We start from the raw sequence: 17534 nt of genomic DNA, 5'->3' as shown, positions 1-17534 counted from the left end.
CGATGCGTATTTCTACACAGCAGTATTTCGACACCAGCGCCAGCAAGTACCAGACGAACTATTCCGGTGTGGTGAAAGCCCAGGACCAGGCGAGCAGCGGTATCCGGGTGCAGACCGCCTCCGATGACCCCGTCGCCGCCGCGCGCTTGCTGCAATTGCAGCAACAGAAAGACATGCTTGGCCAGTTCAACGGCAACATCAACACCCTGCAGAACTCGCTGACCAACGAAGAATCGGTGTTAAAGAGCATCAACACCGCCTTGCAGCGCGGTAATGAACTGGCGCTGCGTGCGGCCAACCAGTCCCTGAGCGATGACGATCGTAAATCCATCGCCAGCGAAGTGGGCGCGCTTGAGGACCAGGTGCTGGGCTTGCTCAACTCCAAGGATGCCAACGGCAACTACATGTTTTCCGGGTCGAAAACCGACACGCCGCCTTACATCCGCAATAACGACGGCACCTACACGTATCAGGGTGACGAGACGCCGCTGAGCTTGCAGATCTCGGACAATCTGTCGATGGCGGGGGGCGACACCGGTAAGTCGATGATGGAAAGTTCGACCAACACCGGTCGCACCCAGGCTACGTTGTTGCCGCCTGCGGTCAATGACGGCAAGGTCGCGGTATCGGCGGGCACGGTGACCTCCGGTGTCACCTACACCAAGAGTTTTACCGACGGCCAGCCCTACAAGCTGACCTTCAGCAGCAGCACGCAGTATTCCGTGACCGACAAGGACGGTAACGACGTTACCTCCGAGATTCCCGGCAACGGCACTTTCGACGCGACCAAAGAGGGCGCATCCAGCGTCAACTTGCGCGGCGTCAAGTTCGATATCAGCCTGACGCTCGGCGCGGACGTTGCGCCCGGCGCTGACTCCGACGCACTGGTGGCGGGCAAGGCGTTCACCCTGCAATCCAAGCCGGACACCTTCAGTGCTTCGCGTTCGCCAGGCAACGCGTCGACTGCACAAGTGACCGGTGGCCAGGTGACGGATCAGGCGGCCTACGCCAGCACCTTCCCTGATACCGGTGCGGTGATCAAATTCACCAGCGGCACCACGTATGAGGTGTATGCGCAGCCCTACAGTCCGAACAGCAAGACCATCGCGACCGGCACCATGGCTGCCGGTGCCACCTCGATCAACGCGGCCGGCGTGACGTTCGACATCAGTGGTGCGCCAGGGGCGGGCGACCAGTTTGCGGTCAGCGCCGTCAGCAACAAGAACGAAAACGCCCTGGACACGTTGAGCCAATTGCGCAAAGCCCTGGAAACGCCGGCTGACGGCAACCTGGTCGCGCAGAACAACCTCAAGGATGTGGTGGCCAAAACCATCGGCAACCTGAACAACGCCAGTTCACAGATTGACCAGGTGCGCGGCTCCATCGGTGCTCGCCAGAATGCCCTGGATCTTCAAACAGATGAAAACACCAGCCTGGGGACTGCCAATACCAACACCATGAGTTCCCTGGGCAACGTTGACATGGGTCAGGCGGCGATCAACCTGCAGCTTCAGCAAACCATGCTGCAGGCCTCTCAGTTGGCCTTTGTGAAAATCTCTCAGTTGAGCCTGTTCAACAAAATGTGATGTCCGCAGCTGCAAACCGGCGGCTCACCCTGGAAACGGGGTGGGCCGTTGTGGTTTTTGGCGTTTGTATGTCCCCGTGTTTCGCACAAAGCGCAGAAAATTGAGTGACCTGTGAGTCATAAAGCGCATCTTCACTGTATCGTGTGAAAAGGATAGGTCGTCGCCAGGTCTCTGCGAGGGCCTGCCGCCAGGGTACAAAGGCGGTTTTCGGCGAGTTTTTTGCGGGGGCATCCCCATTATTGTCAGCACCCGGCGACGTGTCTCGCGGGGTGTTCTCCAGCTATTTAGTATTGGGAAGCCACAATGATTGGCATAAAAAGCATCGCCAGTTACGTGCCGGCAGACGGGATTGATAACTACGCCCAGGGTGCCAAATTCGCCAAGGATGAAGAATTCATCATTGGCAAGATCGGTTCGGCGTTCCTGCCGCGCAAGGATGCCGCGCAGGAAACCTCCGATCTGTGCGTCGAGGCGGTCAACGCCTTGTTTGCCAACAACCCCGATTTGAAGCGCGAGTCCATCGATGCGCTGATCGTCGTTACCCAGAATGGCGACGAAGAGGGCTTGCCTCACACCGCCGCCATTGTCCAGGACAAGCTGGGCCTGCCGACGCACGTGGCGGCCTTCGATATTTCCCTGGGCTGCTCGGGCTACGTCTACGGCATCTATGCGATGAAGGGCTTCATGGAGGCTACCGGCCTGAAGAATGGCCTGCTGGTGACCGCCGATCCGTACTCGAAGATCGTCGACCCGGAAGACCGCAACACCACCATGCTGTTCGGCGATGCCGCTACCGCCACCTGGATGGGTGAAGACGCGCCGTGGCAGTTGGGCAAGTCCAAGTTCGGCACTGACGGCTCCGGTGCGCCGCACTTGAAGGTCAGCGATGGCGTGTTCTTCATGAACGGCCGCCAGGTGTTCAACTTCGCCTTGCTCAAGGTGCCGGCGCATTTGCACGAGCTGCTCAACGAATCGGACCTCAAGGCTGACGAGATCGATGCGTTCTGCATCCATCAGGGCAGTGCGGCGATTGTCGACGCCGTGGCCCGACGTTTCGAAGACGCGCCGGTGGACAAGTTCATCAAGGACATGGTCGAGACCGGTAATACCGTGTCCTCTAGCATTCCGCTGCTGCTGGAAAAGCACATGCTCGACTCCACCTGGAAGCGCGTCGCCATCAGTGGTTTTGGTGTGGGGCTGTCCTGGGGCTCGGCGATTTTGCACCGCCCTTGACGACTTAAAGGCGCTGCACAAAAAAACGCCCATGATCGAAAGATCATGGGCGTTTTTTATTTGGCGCCAGAAAGCCAACAATTGCTGGGGTTTGGGCTATCGTAAATGCTTGAATTAAAAGGGGTGGCACGGCGCCAGTAAAAAAAATCAAAAAAGTCCTCAAGCAACCTGCTTTCACGACGATAACTATTACGAAGGTTCTCTAGGCCACACCCGGCGGTTGCCAGGGCCGGAAGCCGCAGTACACCACCCACGAGGATTTCGTCATGGCATTAACAGTAAACACCAACCTTGCTTCGTTGACCGTTCAGAACAACCTGAACAAGGCTTCCAGCGCCCTGCAAACTTCCATGCAGCGCCTGTCCTCCGGCCTGCGTATCAACAGCGCCAAAGACGATGCGGCCGGCCTGCAAATCGCTGGTCGTCTGACCAGCCAGATCAACGGCCTGGGCGTTGCCATCAAGAACGCCGGTGACGGTAACTCCATCGCGCAAACTGCTGAAGGCGCGATGCAGCAATCCACCAACATCCTGCAGACCATGCGTTCCCTGGCTCTGTCGTCCGCTAACGGCTCCCTCAGCGCTGACGACCGTAAGTCGAACCAGGCTCAGTACGCTGCTCTGACTTCTGAATTGACCCGTATCGCTTCTACCACCACTTTCGGTGGTCGTAACCTGCTGGACGGTTCTTTCGGTACTACCGCTTTCCAAGTGGGCGCCAACGCCAACCAGACCATCAACATGAGCCTGGGCAACGTAGCGGCTAACAACATTGGTTCGCAGCAGCTGCTGTCTTCTGCTCAAACGCCAACTGCTAACGGTATTGCAGCCGGTACCATCAGTGTGACCGGTGGCGGCCAGACTTCTGCTTCGCTGACCATCGCACAGGGCGCTTCGGCCAAGGAAATCGCTGCCCAACTGAACGGCGCAGTCGGCGGCCTGCAGGCCTCCGCCAGCACTGAACTTAAGTTCACTGTACCTGCCAGCTTCCCGGCTGCTACTCCAAACGGTAAGTTCGACCTGACAGTCGGTAGCGGTCCTAGCGCCACTACTGTTTCGTTCACCGGTATCACCAGCGCTGCTGACCTGGCCGACCAACTGAATTCCAACGCTGCCAAGCTGGGCATCAGCGTTAACTTCGACCAGTCGACCGGCTCTCTGTCGATCAAATCCGACTCGGGTGAGAACTTCACCTTTGATAACGCTGACGCTGGCGGTCAGCTGATGAGCATCGCTACCAAAGGCGGCGACGGCAAGTTCAACGCGACTGCTACCCCACTGGATGCAGGTCCGCTGGTTGCTACCGGCGCTATCTCGTTGAACTCCAGCTCGAGCTACTCGCTGACTGGTACCGGTGGTGGTGTTGCTGGCTTGTTCGGTGCAACCGGCGTCAACGCTGTCAACTCGGCGAAAGTTGTTGTCAGCAACACCGACGTGACCACCGCTGCCAACGCACAGAGCGCTGTCGACGTGCTGACCCAGGCACTGTCCACCATCGACTCCCAGCGTGCTGACCTCGGTGCTGTACAAAACCGTTTCGACAACACCATCGCCAACCTGCAGAGCATCTCGGACAACTCCACTTCTGCCCGTGGCGTGATCCAGGACGTTGACTTCGCCGCTGAAACTGCTCAGCTGACCAAGCAACAAACTCTGCAACAGGCTTCGACTGCGATCCTGTCCCAGGCGAACCAACTGCCATCCGCTGTACTGAAGCTGCTTCAGTAATAACGGCACTTGGTAACTGACGGAAGGGCGCGTTTACGTGCCCTTTTGTCTTTTGTCTAATGAGGTGATTGGTCATGGACATGAGCGTCAAACTGAACCTGTCTTACCCTGCGGCAGCGCCACAGAGTGCACCCGCTCCTGTCAGTGCCGATCCGCAGAAGCCCAAGGTGGACGCCGTTGCTGGCGCGAAAGATGCCCAGCAGCCATCGAGCCACACCGACTTGAAAAAAGCGGTCAACGACATAAACGAATTCATCCAGGCTGCCCAGCGCAAACTGGATTTTTCCATTGATGACTCCACCCACCAGGTTGTGGTCAAGGTCATTGCGACCGAAAGCGGTGAGGTCATTCGCCAGATTCCTTCGGAATTGGCCCTGAAACTCGCCCAGAGCCTTCATGACGCCAGCAGCTTGCTGTTTGACGCCAAGGTCTAAACTGGCATGAACTTTGTTGCGAAAACTGCCTAGAGCGTGATTCGTCAATAAAGCATCAGCCCCGGATTAGGAGAAAGACGATGACAGTCGTAGCAGGTCTAACGGTCAACGGCCCGGGTACGGGCATCGACGTTCAAGGTCTTGTAAAGTCGTTGGTGGGGTCGCAAACCGCACCCAAGCAAGCGCAGATCGACAGCCAGACCAAAACATCCACTGCACAACTGACCTCAATCGGCAAGATCCAGGCGGCTCTGGACGCGTTCCGGGGCGCGTTGGACACCATGACCAAGACTGTTAACTTCAGCGGCTTGAGTTCGACGCTGTCGAACGACAAGCTCGCGACGGTCACGTTGGGCCCAGGTGCCGCCGCCGGCAACTTTACGCTGGGTGTCACCCAATTGGCCACGGCGTCAAAGGTCTCCACCGCAGTAATTCCTGGCGGGCCGACGGCCGTTGTCAATTCCGGGGTCTCGGCGACGGTGTTTACGGTCTCCCAGTCCGGCAAGAATTACAGCGTCAGTGTGCCACCGGGCGGAACCCTGCAGCAGGTGCGCGATTCGCTCAACTCGCAGTACGGCAACGCGGGCTTGAGTGCCAACATCCTGACTGACTCCAACGGTTCGCGGTTGGTGGTCACATCGTCGACGACCGGTGTCGGTAGCGACATCACCTTCAAGGGCTCCTCGGGCCTGGATACGGGTGCGACGGTTGTGGGCTCGGCGCCGCAGAACGCCATATATAACCTTGATGGCAGCCCTCAAGAGTCCACGAGTAATACCCTGCCCGACGCAATCAGTGGTGTGAGCATTACCTTGACGGGGGTTTCGGGGACCGATGCCCCTTCGACGATCAAAGTCTCTGCGAACAGCGCAACCCTGAAGTCGGCAGTCAAGGGCTTCACAGATACCTACAGTGCGTTGGTCAAGGCTGTGAATGCCGAAACTCAGGTCACCACCAATGCCGACGGTTCCGTCACGCCAGGCCCGTTGACCGGGGACAGTTCGGTGCGCAGCATGATGGCGTCGATCCGCAACGTGATGAACTCGGTGACCGGTAGCGGCTCGTTTTCATCCCTGGCGCAGTTTGGCGTGACCACGGACCAGACAGCGGGCACCCTGAGCGTCAGTGATGTGGCGTTTGACAAGGCGGCCCTCACAAACGGCTCCGACATCAACAGCATCTTCACTGGCCCCAACGGGCTGCTGGCAAGCCTGACGAATGCCACCGCCAACTTTGCGCTGAGCAAGACCGGGGTGTTCGCCGAAAAGTCCGCGACCCTGCAGGATAACCTCAGGGACCTGACCAACCAACAGACCGCCTTGAACACGCGTTCTGATGCCCTGACGGCCTCCCTGACCCTGAAATACAACGCCATGGACTCCCTGGTTGCGCAGCTCAAGGCTCAGGGCGACAGCGTCATGACCACGCTCAACTCGCTGAACAATCCGAAGTCCACCTGATTGGCGGATGGATAAAGCCCGCCGAAGGCGCTGAGTCAAAGCGCCAGGCGGGCTAAAGTTTTGTGTAACGCCGTCGACATAATAATCAGCGTCCACCCTTTTAGCTGTCGCCTGTCACGAGGTAGAAACATGAATCCCATGAGAGCCCTTCGCCAATACCAGAAGGTCAACACCCACGCCCAGATCTCCGAAGCCAGCCCGCACCGCCTGGTGCAGTTGCTGATGGAAGGCGCACTGGATCGTATGGCGCAGGCCAAGGGTGCGATGGCTCGCGGTGATATCGCGCAGAAGGGGTTGATGCTGGGCAAGGCGGTGGACATCCTCGTCGGGTTGCGTGACGGCCTGAACCCCGAGAAGACCCCGGACCCGATTGCACTGCAGCAGTTGGATAACCTGTATGCCTTCATGACCATGCGTCTGCTGGAAGCCAACCGTCAGAATGACGCTGCGATGATCGATGAGGTCGCAGGTCTGATGATTACGCTCAAGGAAGGCTGGGATGGTATTGCCACAGAGGTACAGTAGGCCGTAAGGCCTGAGGACGATGTCATGAGCCAAGCATTGCAAAAAATCGACGAGACCCGTGAGGCGCTGTCCGAGGCGTTGGCTGAACGCAACTGGGGGGCGATCGGCGAACTGGATTTGGGCTGCCGCGCGTTGATCGATGCTGCGCTCAACGAGGATTCGGCGGATGAGGCAGCCATTCGGGCAAAACTGGAAGACTTGCTTTCGGTCTACCAGCAGTTGCTTGAGGCGACGACAGGGGAGCGCCAGGCTATTTTCGAAGAGATGTCGCAGTTCAACCGAGCTAAACATGCGTCAAAGGTTTACCATATGTTCGGCTGAAGGCTCAGTTAATCCGAACACCGCGCGTCATAAATTTGACTGTGCACGATTTTTTGACTTAACTAGTGCTATTTTCAGACGTCAGAAAGCCGTAGCGCAGAAAATGCCTACAGCAATCTAGATTGCCCCAACTCGAGGGCATTAGAGTTTTACTAGGGAAGTTGCTATTGCATGTGGCGTGAAACCAAAATTCTGCTGATCGATGACGATAGCGTTCGGCGCCGCGATCTGGCGGTGATCCTGAATTTTCTTGGCGAAGAAAATCTACCCTGTGGCAGCCACGACTGGCAGCAGGCGGTCAGCTCTTTGTCGTCGAGCCGCGAAGTCATTTGTGTGCTGATCGGGACGGTAAACGCTCCTGGTGCAGTGCTGGGCTTGTTAAAGACACTGTCGACCTGGGATGAGTTCCTTCCGGTGTTGCTGATGGGCGATATTTCTTCCGTGGACCTTCCGGAAGACCAGCGCCGCCGCGTGCTTTCCACCCTCGAAATGCCCCCCAGCTACAGCAAATTGCTCGACTCCCTGCACCGTGCCCAGGTCTACCGCGAGATGTACGACCAGGCCCGCGAGCGCGGCCGTCACCGCGAACCCAACCTGTTCCGCAGCCTCGTCGGCACCAGTCGTGCGATCCAGCATGTGCGCCAGATGATGCAGCAAGTGGCCGACACCGACGCCAGTGTGCTGATCCTTGGCGAGTCGGGCACCGGCAAGGAAGTGGTCGCACGCAACCTGCACTACCATTCCAAGCGTCGTGACGGGCCGTTCGTGCCGGTCAACTGCGGGGCGATCCCGGCAGAGCTGCTGGAAAGCGAACTGTTCGGCCACGAGAAGGGCGCCTTTACCGGGGCGATCACCAGCCGTGCCGGGCGTTTTGAACTGGCCAACGGCGGCACCCTGTTCCTCGACGAAATCGGCGACATGCCGCTGCCGATGCAGGTCAAGCTGCTGCGGGTATTGCAGGAGCGCACCTTCGAGCGCGTGGGCAGCAACAAGACCCAGAGCGTCGACGTACGCATCATCGCGGCCACCCACAAGAACCTCGAAAGCATGATCGAGGTCGGCAGCTTCCGCGAAGACCTGTACTACCGCCTCAACGTATTCCCGATCGAAATGGCGCCCCTGCGCGAGCGCGTCGAAGACATCCCGTTGCTGATGAACGAGCTGATCTCGCGCATGGAACACGAAAAGCGTGGTTCGATTCGCTTCAACTCGGCGGCGATCATGTCCCTGTGTCGCCACGGCTGGCCGGGCAACGTCCGCGAGTTGGCCAACCTGGTGGAGCGCATGGCGATCATGCACCCGTACGGGGTGATCGGCGTGGTCGAGCTGCCGAAGAAATTCCGCTACGTCGACGACGAAGACGAGCAATTGGTGGACAGCCTGCGCAGCGACCTGGAAGAGCGCGTGGCCATCAACGGCCACACGCCGGACTTCGGCTCCACCGCCATGCTGCCGCCGGAAGGCCTGGACTTGAAGGACTACCTCGGCAGCCTCGAACAAGGCCTGATCCAGCAGGCACTCGACGACGCCAACGGTATCGTCGCCCGTGCCGCCGAGCGCCTGCGCATCCGGCGTACCACCCTGGTGGAGAAGATGCGCAAGTACGGCATGAGTCGCAAGGAAGGTGATGAACAGGCGGATGATTGACGCCTGTTTTTCAACTGACTGAAAACTAAGCCTATTTTTTTAGGCACGGGTATTGCTACAGCACTCGCAACGTTCCGTTTAACTGACGGTCAGCCAAGCGAGAGAGCATGATGCCCCACGCCGCCCAACTATCTTCGGTCCCTGACACTCAGGGGCCGGCCCCCTCCGTAGAGCAGATCAGCCGTCTGGGGCTTGAACAGGCTTTTTCCCTGTTCAACCAGATGTCGAGCCAGTTGACTGACTCCTACAGCCTGCTGGAAGCCCGGGTTTCCGAGCTTAAAGGCGAGTTGGCCGTGGTCAGTGCCCAGCGCATGGAAGAGCTGGCCGAGAAAGAGCGACTGGCCAACCGTCTGCAAAACCTCCTCGACCTGTTGCCCGGTGGCGTGATCGTCATCGACGAGCAGGGTCGTGTGCGTGAAGCCAACCCGGCGGCCTGCAACATGCTTGGCCTGCCGCTGGAGGGCGAACTGTGGCGTGAGGTCATCACCCGCTGCTTTGCCCCGCGGGAAGACGACGGCCACGAAATTTCCCTCAAGGATGGGCGCCGCCTGTCCATCGCCACGCGTTCCCTGGATGCCGAGCCCGGCCAGTTGGTATTGCTCAACGACCTGACTGAAACCCGGCACCTGCAAGACCAGTTGGCCCGCCATGAGCGCCTGTCGTCTTTGGGGCGAATGGTCGCTTCCCTGGCCCACCAGATTCGTACGCCATTGTCGGCCGCGCTGATTTACGCCAGTCATTTGACTGATGAGCAATTGCCCGCCGCCACCCACCAGCGTTTTGCCGGCCGCCTCAAGGAGCGCCTGCACGAACTGGAGCATCAGGTGCGCGACATGCTGGTGTTTGCCCGCGGCGAATTGCCGCTGACCGATCGCGTCACCCCGGCCGCCTTGATGCAGTCCCTGCAAGCGGCGGCCGCCACTCATATCCAGGAAGCGTCAGTCCGTTGGCAGTGCGACAGCCATTACGGCGAGTTGCTGTGCAACCGCGACACCCTGGTGGGCGCGCTGCTCAACCTGATCGAAAACGCGACCCAGGCCAGCGGCCCCGGGGCGCGGCTCAAGGTGCACCTGTACAACCGTGGCGACACCCTGCGCCTGAGCATCAGCGACAGCGGCAGCGGGATTGACCCGGTGGTGCTGCAGCGCCTCGGCGAGCCTTTTTTTACCACCAAGACCAACGGGACCGGCCTGGGCCTGACCGTGGTCAAGGCAGTCGCCCGTGCACATCAGGGAGAATTGCAGCTGCATTCCCGGTTGGGTCGTGGCACGTGCGCGTTGATCACGCTGCCGCTGTTTTCATGCGCCGTCAGCGCGGAGTAAAAGGTCATGGCTATCAAGGTTTTATTGGTTGAAGACGATCGCGCCCTGCGTGAAGCATTGGCTGACACGCTGTTGCTGGCGGGCCATGACTATCGGGCGGTCGGTTCTGCCGAAGAAGCCCTGGACGCGGTGGAGCAGGAGTCTTTCAGCCTGGTGGTCAGCGACGTCAATATGCCGGGCATGGACGGACACCAGTTGCTCGGCCTGTTGCGTGCGCGCCAGCCGCAACTGCCGGTGCTGCTGATGACCGCCCACGGCGCCGTCGAGCGTGCCGTCGACGCCATGCGCCAGGGCGCTGCGGATTACCTGGTCAAGCCCTTCGAACCCAAAGCCTTGATCGAACTGGTCGCCCGGCATGCCCTTGGCACCCTGGGCGCTGCCGAGGGTGAAGGTCCGATTGCCTTCGAACCGGCCAGCGCGCAATTGCTGGAACTGGCGGCCCGTGTTGCCCGCAGCGATTCCACCGTGCTGATCTCCGGCGAGTCCGGTACCGGCAAGGAAGTACTGGCGCGCTACATCCACCAGCAATCCCATCGTGCCAGCCAGCCGTTCATTGCGATCAACTGCGCGGCCATTCCCGACAACATGCTCGAAGCCACCTTGTTCGGCCATGAGAAGGGCTCGTTCACCGGCGCCATCGCGGCGCAGGCCGGCAAGTTCGAACAGGCTGACGGCGGCACCATCCTGCTCGACGAAATCTCCGAAATGCCCCTGGGCCTGCAAGCCAAGTTGCTGCGGGTATTGCAGGAGCGCGAAGTGGAACGGGTGGGCGCACGCAAGCCGATCCAGCTGGACATCCGTGTGGTCGCCACCACCAACCGCGACCTGGCAGGCGAAGTGGCGGCGGGGCGCTTCCGTGAGGACCTGTTCTACCGGCTCTCGGTGTTCCCGTTGGCCTGGCGCCCGTTGCGCGAGCGCCCGGCCGACATCATCCCGCTGGCCGAGCGCCTGCTGGGCAAGCACGTCAATAAAATGAAGCATGCCCAGGCGCGCCTGTCGGCCGAGGCCCAGGCCTGTCTGATCAGTTACCCGTGGCCCGGCAACGTGCGGGAACTGGACAATGCGATCCAGCGTGCGTTGATTTTGCAGCAGGGCGGCCTGATCCAGCCCCAGGATTTCTGCCTGGCCATGGGCGCGGGCGCGGGCGCAGCGCCGCAGCCGAGCCTGGCTGCCGCGCCACAGGTCGAAGCCGTGCCTACCGAATCCGCCGGCGCCCTGGGCGATGACCTGCGTCGCCGGGAATTCCAGATGATCATCGACACCCTGCGCTCCGAGCGCGGGCGCCGCAAAGAAGCCGCCGAGCGCCTGGGCATCAGCCCGCGCACCCTGCGCTACAAGCTGGCGCAGATGCGTGACGCCGGGATGGACGTGGAAGCCTATCTCTACGCCACCTGAAAATTCTCAAAGCCGACAGGGCCAGTCGCCTTTTCTTACAGAATGCCACGGAGCTGGCACCCTTGTTGCTACCACCCCTGTAATCGCTGTGTAGTGTCAAAAAATTGCGGGTCGTCGGAGAGAAAGTTCATGAGCCAAGGTGTTGAGTTCAATCGGTTGATGTTGGATATGCGGTCCATGCAAATGGATGCCATGGCTCAACCGAAATCCGCCGCGCAAGCCGTACCGGAATTGGGCCAGAGCAGCTTTGCCGACATGCTCGGCCAGGCCATCAACAAAGTCAGCGACACCCAGCAGGCATCCAATCAGTTGGCGACCGCCTTCGAGATCGGCAAGAGCGGCGTGGACCTCACCGACGTGATGGTCGCCTCGCAAAAAGCCAGCGTTTCATTCCAGGCCTTGACCCAGGTGCGCAACAAACTGGTTCAAGCCTATCAAGACATCATGCAGATGCCGGTTTAAGGACGATTTGAGTCATGGCAGAAGCACTCGTGGATAACGCACCCGCCAAGGCAGACGGCAAGCCGCCGCTGTTTGGCCTGTCGTTCCTGGAAAACCTCTCCGAGATGACCATGTTGCGTCAGGTAGGCCTGATGGTCGGCCTGGCTGCCAGCGTGGCGATTGGTTTTGCCGTGGTGCTGTGGTCCCAGCAACCGGATTACCGTCCGTTGTACGGCAGCCTGGCCGGCATGGATTCCAAGCAGATCATGGAAACCCTGGCGGCGGCAGACATCAGCTACACCGTCGAACCGAATTCCGGCGCCCTGTTGGTCAAGGCCGACGATGTGGCCCGTGCGCGGATGAAACTGGCGGCTGCCGGCGTAACCCCGTCCGACGCGAATATCGGCTTTGAAATCCTCGACAAGGACCAGGGCCTGGGGACCAGCCAGTTCATGGAAGCCACCCGCTACCGTCGCGGCCTGGAAGGCGAACTGGCGCGCACCATCTCCGCCCTGAACAACGTCAAGGGCGCCCGCGTGCACCTGGCGATTCCGAAAAGCTCGGTGTTCGTGCGTGATGAACGCAAGCCCAGCGCCTCGGTACTGGTCGAACTCTTTGCCGGCCGCTCTCTTGAGCCTGGCCAGGTATTGGCGATCATCAACCTGGTGGCCACCAGCGTTCCTGAATTGAGCAAGTCGCAGATCACCGTAGTCGACCAGAAGGGCAACTTGCTGTCGGACCTCGCGGAAAACTCTTCGCTGACCATGGCCGGCAAGCAGTTCGACTACAGCCGCCGTATGGAAAGCATGCTGACCCAGCGGGTGCACAACATCCTGCAACCGGTGTTGGGCAATGATCGCTACAAGGCTGAAGTGTCTGCCGACGTCGACTTCAGCGCCGTCGAATCGACCTCCGAGCAGTTCAACCCGGACCAGCCGGCCCTGCGCAGCGAGCAATCGACCACCGAACAACGTACCGCCAGCAATGGCCCGCAAGGCGTGCCGGGTGCCCTGAGCAACCAGCCACCCACCCCGGCCACTGCGCCGCAAACCACCGGTGGCGCTGCCGCTACCGCAGGCGCGGTGCAGCCTGGCCAGCCGCTGCTGGACGCCAACGGCCAGCAGATCATGGATCCGGCCACCGGCCAGCCCATGCTCGCGCCGTACCCGGCCGACAAGCGCAACCAGTCCACCAAGAACTTCGAGCTTGATCGTTCCATCAGCCACACCAAGCAGCAACAGGGCCGGATCAATCGCCTGTCGGTGTCGGTGGTGGTGGATGACCAGGTCAAGGTCAATGCCGCAGACGGCGCCATTACCCGCGCCCCATGGAGCGCCGATGAATTGGCGCGCTTCACTCGCCTGGTGCAGGACGCGGTGGGCTTCGATGCCAGCCGTGGCGACAGCGTCAGCGTGATCAACATGCCGTTCTCCGCCGAGCGTGGCGAAGTCATCGCCGAGGCAGCGTTCTATACTCAGCCGTGGTTCTGGGACATCGTCAAGCAAGTGCTGGGGGTGTTGTTCATCCTGTTGCTGGTGTTCGGCGTACTGCGCCCGGTGCTCAACAACATCACCGGCCACGGCAAGAAGCAACTGGCCCTGGCCGGCGGCGACGTCGAACTGGGTGGCATGGGTGGCCTCGATGGCGAACTGGCCAACGACCGCGTGAGCCTCGGTGGCCCGCAAAGCATTCTGTTGCCGAGCCCGAGCGAGGGTTATGACGCTCAGTTGAACGCAATCAAGAGCCTGGTGGCCGAAGACCCGGGTCGTGTGGCCCAGGTCGTGAAAGAGTGGATTAACGCAGATGAGTGATAGCCGAGCTGCAGTAGCCAAACTCTCCCGGGTCGACAAAGCCGCCGTGCTGTTGCTGTCCCTCGGAGAAACCGACGCCGCCCAAGTGCTGCGCCACATGGGGCCCAAAGAGGTTCAGCGTGTCGGCGTGGCCATGGCGCAAATGCGCAATGTGCACCGCGAGCAAGTCGAGCAGGTGATGAGCGAGTTCGTCGAGATCGTCGGCGACCAGACCAGCCTGGGCGTCGGCTCCGACAGCTACATTCGCAAGATGCTCACCTCGGCCCTGGGCGAAGACAAGGCCAACGGCCTGATCGACCGCATCCTGCTGGGTGGCAACACCAGCGGCCTCGACAGCCTGAAGTGGATGGAACCGCGGGCCGTGGCCGATGTGATCCGCTACGAACACCCGCAAATCCAGGCGATCGTGGTGGCGTATCTCGACCCCGACCAGGCCGGTGAAGTGCTCGGCCACTTCGACCATAAGGTGCGCCTGGATATCATCCTGCGTGTCTCGTCGTTGAACACCGTGCAGCCAGCGGCGCTGAAAGAACTGAACACGATTCTCGAGAAGCAGTTCTCGGGCAATTCCAACGCTTCGCGCACCACCCTGGGCGGCATCAAGCGTGCGGCCGACATCATGAACTTCCTCGACAGCTCGGTGGAAGGCCAGTTGATGGACTCGATCCGCGAGATCGACGACAGCCTGTCGGTGCAGATCGAAGACCTCATGTTCGTGTTCAACAACCTCTCTGACGTCGACGACCGTGGCATCCAGGCGTTGCTGCGGGAAGTGTCCTCCGACGTGCTGGTGCTGGCGCTCAAGGGCTCCGACGAAGGCGTCAAGGAAAAGATCTTCAAGAACATGTCCAAGCGGGCTTCCGAACTGTTGCGCGACGACCTCGAGGCCAAGGGCCCGGTGCGCGTCAGCGACGTGGAAACTGCACAGAAGGAAATCCTCACCATTGCCCGCCGTATGGCCGAAGCCGGAGAAATCGTTCTCGGTGGGAAGGGCGGCGAAGAAATGATTTAAGGCGCCGCGCATGTCGAACAAAGATGAGACGCCCAGCGATCTGATTCGCGCACGGGACGTCGGAGGGTTCGACGTCTGGTCGCTGCCCAGTTTCGACCCGCATCGCCCGGAGCCTGAGCCGGAGCCGGTAGAAGAACCCCCGGCCGAGATGGAAGAAGTGCCGCTGGAGGAAGTCCAGCCACTGACCCTGGAAGAGCTCGAAAGCATTCGCCAGGAAGCCTACAACGAAGGTTTCTCCACCGGCGAGAAGGACGGTTTTCGCAGCACCACTCTCAAGGTCCGCCAGGAAGCCGAGGCCGCGCTGAGCGTCAAGCTGGCCAGCCTGGAAACCCTGATGGGCAGCCTGTTCGAGCCCATCGCCGAGCAGGACTCGCAGATTGAAAAAGCCATGGTCGGGCTGGTGGAGCACATCACCCGCCAGGTGATTCAGCGCGAATTGGCCCTGGACTCCACGCAAATCGAAAGCGTGATGCGCGAAGCCCTCAAGCTGCTGCCCCTGGGCGTCGGCAACGTGCGGCTGTACATCAACCCGCAGGATTTCGAACAGGTCAAAGCCCTGCGCGAGCGCCATGAAGAAACCTGGCGCATCGTCGAAGACGCCGCGCTGCTGCCCGGTGGTTGCCGGGTCGAGACCGAGCACAGCCGCATCGATGCCACGGTGGAGACGCGCATCACGCAGATCATGGCCAAGCTGTTCGATCAGTTGCACGAGCAGGCGCTGCACCCGGCAGAGCCGGACTTGAGCGTCGAGCTGGACACCCCCGATGCGCCTTGACCGCACCAGCTTCGCCAAGCGCCTGGGTGGCTATGCCGAAGTCACCGAGTTGCCCGGCCAGCCGATCCTGGAGGGCCGGCTGCTGCGCATGGTCGGCCTGACCCTGGAAGCCGAAGGCCTGCGCGCCGCCATGGGCAGCCGCTGCATGGTGATCAACGACGACAGCTACCACCCGGTGCAGGTCGAAGCCGAAGTGATGGGGTTCTCCGGCAGCAAAGTATTCCTGATGCCCGTCGGCAGCGTTGCCGGCATTGCCCCCGGCGCTCGCGTGGTGCCGCTGGCCGACACCGGCCGCCTGCCGATGGGCATGAGCATGCTCGGCCGCGTGCTGGATGGCGCCGGGCGCGCCCTCGACGGCAAGGGTGGGATGAAGGCCGAAGACTGGGTGCCGATGGACGGCCCGACCATCAACCCGCTCAAGCGCAACCCCATCAGCGTGCCGCTGGACGTGGGCATTCGCAGCATCAACGGTTTATTGACGGTGGGCCGCGGCCAGCGCCTGGGCCTCTTCGCCGGTACCGGCGTCGGTAAGTCGGTGCTGCTGGGGATGATGACGCGCTTTACCGAGGCCGACATCATCGTGGTCGGGCTGATCGGCGAGCGGGGCCGGGAGGTGAAGGAGTTCATCGAGCACAGCCTCGGCGAAGAAGGCCTCAAGCGTTCGGTCGTGGTGGCCTCACCGGCGGATGACGCGCCGCTGATGCGCCTGCGCGCCGCGATGTACTGCACACGCATCGCCGAATATTTTCGCGACAAGGGCAAGAACGTCCTGCTGCTGATGGACTCCCTGACCCGTTTCGCCCAGGCCCAGCGGGAAATCGCCCTGGCCATCGGCGAGCCGCCGGCCACCAAGGGCTATCCGCCGTCAGTGTTCGCCAAGCTGCCCAAGCTGGTGGAGCGTGCCGGTAACGCCGAAGCCGGTGGTGGTTCGATCACTGCGTTCTACACCGTACTCTCCGAGGGCGATGACCAGCAGGACCCGATTGCCGACTCGGCGCGGGGCGTGCTCGACGGGCACATCGTGCTGTCCCGGCGCCTGGCCGAAGAAGGGCACTACCCGGCCATCGACATCGAAGCCTCCATCAGCCGGGTGATGCCGTCGGTGGTCACCCCGGAGCACATGATGCGCGCGCAGCAGTTCAAGCAACTGTGGTCGCGTTATCAACAGAGCCGCGACCTGATCAGCGTCGGCGCCTACGTGGCCGGCGGCGATCGCGAGACCGACCTGGCGATTGCCCTGCAACCGCAACTGGTGACGTACCTGCGCCAGGGCCTCAACGACAAGATCAGCATGGGTGAAAGCGAGGCACACCTGGGCACCATCTTCGCGCCGGCGCCGGGCGGATAAACCATGGCCAACACTCGCGCCGCGCGCCTTGCCCCGGTAGTGGACATGGCCGAAAAAGCTGAAAAGACCGCCGTCCAGCGCCTGGGGTACTTCCAGGGCCAGGTTCGCCTGGCGGAAAGCAAGCTGGGGGATCTGGAGCGCTTTCGCGGCGAGTATCAGCAGCAGTGGATCGAGCGTGGCAGCAAGGGCGTCTCCGGGCAGTGGCTGATGGGCTACCAGGGCTTTCTCAACCAGTTGGAAACCGCCGTCGGCCAGCAGCGCCAGAGCCTGGCCTGGCACCAGGCCAACGTCGACAAGGCCCGCGACAGCTGGCAACAGGCCTATGCCCGGGTCGAAGGCCTGCGCAAACTGGTGCAGCGCTACATCGACGAAGCCCGTGCACTGGAAGACAAGCGCGAGCAGAAATTGCTGGATGAATTGTCCCAGCGTCTTCCCCGCCAAAACCCCTATTAACCACGCCCTCGCTCCTACATGGATTTGCCCACTTCCCTATCACC

The 17534-nt window shown here is 61.0% G+C and carries 16 protein-coding genes; all 16 read left to right on the top strand.

Going from position 1 to position 17534, the window contains the following annotated elements; all coding sequences use genetic code 11:
- Positions 1-2: 2 nt before the first annotated feature.
- The 16 genes from QF039_RS20130 to fliJ all read left to right on the top strand — a co-directional run bounded on the left by QF039_RS20130 (position 3) and on the right by fliJ (position 17490).
- A complete protein-coding gene (locus QF039_RS20130; RefSeq protein ID WP_003214602.1) occupies positions 3-1586 on the top strand; it encodes a flagellar hook-associated protein 3 in 1584 nt (527 codons plus the stop codon).
- Positions 1587-1889: 303 nt separating this feature from the next.
- A complete protein-coding gene (locus QF039_RS20125) occupies positions 1890-2819 on the top strand; it encodes a ketoacyl-ACP synthase III (protein ID WP_003214601.1) in 930 nt (309 codons plus the stop codon).
- Positions 2820-3085: 266 nt separating this feature from the next.
- Positions 3086-4546: a flagellin gene (locus tag QF039_RS20120; RefSeq protein WP_307520304.1), complete on the top strand. Its 1461-nt coding sequence runs from the start codon at positions 3086-3088 to the stop codon at positions 4544-4546.
- Positions 4547-4620: 74 nt separating this feature from the next.
- Positions 4621-4980 (top strand): flagellar protein FlaG, encoded by a 360-nt coding sequence (locus QF039_RS20115; RefSeq protein ID WP_008434852.1) that lies wholly within the window; start codon positions 4621-4623, stop codon positions 4978-4980.
- 80 nt (positions 4981-5060) lie between these two features.
- On the top strand, positions 5061-6440 hold the full coding sequence (fliD, locus tag QF039_RS20110; protein WP_307520302.1) for a flagellar filament capping protein FliD: 1380 nt from the start codon (positions 5061-5063) through the stop codon (positions 6438-6440).
- 129 nt (positions 6441-6569) lie between these two features.
- Positions 6570-6965: a flagellar export chaperone FliS gene (gene fliS / locus QF039_RS20105; RefSeq protein ID WP_003214591.1), complete on the top strand. Its 396-nt coding sequence runs from the start codon at positions 6570-6572 to the stop codon at positions 6963-6965.
- Positions 6966-6989: 24 nt separating this feature from the next.
- Positions 6990-7286 carry a hypothetical protein gene (locus tag QF039_RS20100; RefSeq protein WP_008434847.1) on the top strand — a complete coding sequence of 99 codons (297 nt, stop codon included), beginning with the start codon at positions 6990-6992 and terminating at the stop codon, positions 7284-7286.
- A gap of 171 nt (positions 7287-7457) precedes the next feature.
- The gene (locus tag QF039_RS20095; protein WP_003214588.1) at positions 7458-8933 is read left to right on the top strand and encodes a sigma-54 dependent transcriptional regulator; all 1476 of its coding nucleotides are present in this window, start codon (positions 7458-7460) and stop codon (positions 8931-8933) included.
- 110 nt (positions 8934-9043) lie between these two features.
- Positions 9044-10255 carry a PAS domain-containing sensor histidine kinase gene (locus QF039_RS20090; RefSeq protein ID WP_043225993.1) on the top strand — a complete coding sequence of 404 codons (1212 nt, stop codon included), beginning with the start codon at positions 9044-9046 and terminating at the stop codon, positions 10253-10255.
- Positions 10256-10261: 6 nt separating this feature from the next.
- On the top strand, positions 10262-11650 hold the full coding sequence (locus QF039_RS20085) for a sigma-54 dependent transcriptional regulator (RefSeq protein WP_307520299.1): 1389 nt from the start codon (positions 10262-10264) through the stop codon (positions 11648-11650).
- Positions 11651-11779: 129 nt separating this feature from the next.
- Positions 11780-12112, top strand: coding sequence for a flagellar hook-basal body complex protein FliE (fliE, locus tag QF039_RS20080; RefSeq protein ID WP_003214581.1), 333 nt, complete (start codon positions 11780-11782; stop codon positions 12110-12112).
- A gap of 14 nt (positions 12113-12126) precedes the next feature.
- Positions 12127-13902 (top strand): flagellar basal-body MS-ring/collar protein FliF, encoded by a 1776-nt coding sequence (gene fliF, locus QF039_RS20075; RefSeq protein WP_008434839.1) that lies wholly within the window; start codon positions 12127-12129, stop codon positions 13900-13902.
- Positions 13895-14914: a flagellar motor switch protein FliG gene (fliG, locus tag QF039_RS20070; protein WP_003214577.1), complete on the top strand. Its 1020-nt coding sequence runs from the start codon at positions 13895-13897 to the stop codon at positions 14912-14914. The genes fliF and fliG overlap by 8 nt, the downstream gene beginning before the upstream one ends.
- Before the next feature lie 10 nt (positions 14915-14924).
- Positions 14925-15689: a flagellar assembly protein FliH gene (gene fliH / locus QF039_RS20065; RefSeq protein ID WP_008434837.1), complete on the top strand. Its 765-nt coding sequence runs from the start codon at positions 14925-14927 to the stop codon at positions 15687-15689.
- Positions 15679-17037, top strand: coding sequence for a flagellar protein export ATPase FliI (gene fliI / locus QF039_RS20060; RefSeq protein WP_087694334.1), 1359 nt, complete (start codon positions 15679-15681; stop codon positions 17035-17037). Before fliH ends, fliI begins: the two co-directional genes overlap by 11 nt.
- Positions 17038-17040: 3 nt before the next feature.
- Positions 17041-17490 (top strand): flagellar export protein FliJ, encoded by a 450-nt coding sequence (gene fliJ / locus QF039_RS20055; RefSeq protein ID WP_008434833.1) that lies wholly within the window; start codon positions 17041-17043, stop codon positions 17488-17490.
- The last annotated feature ends 44 nt before the right edge of the window (positions 17491-17534 follow it).

It is taken from the genome of Pseudomonas sp. W2I6 (genome assembly GCF_030815935.1).
In the GTDB taxonomy this organism is placed as follows: domain Bacteria; phylum Pseudomonadota; class Gammaproteobacteria; order Pseudomonadales; family Pseudomonadaceae; genus Aquipseudomonas.
This window is presented reverse-complemented; position numbering and strand designations above follow the sequence as displayed.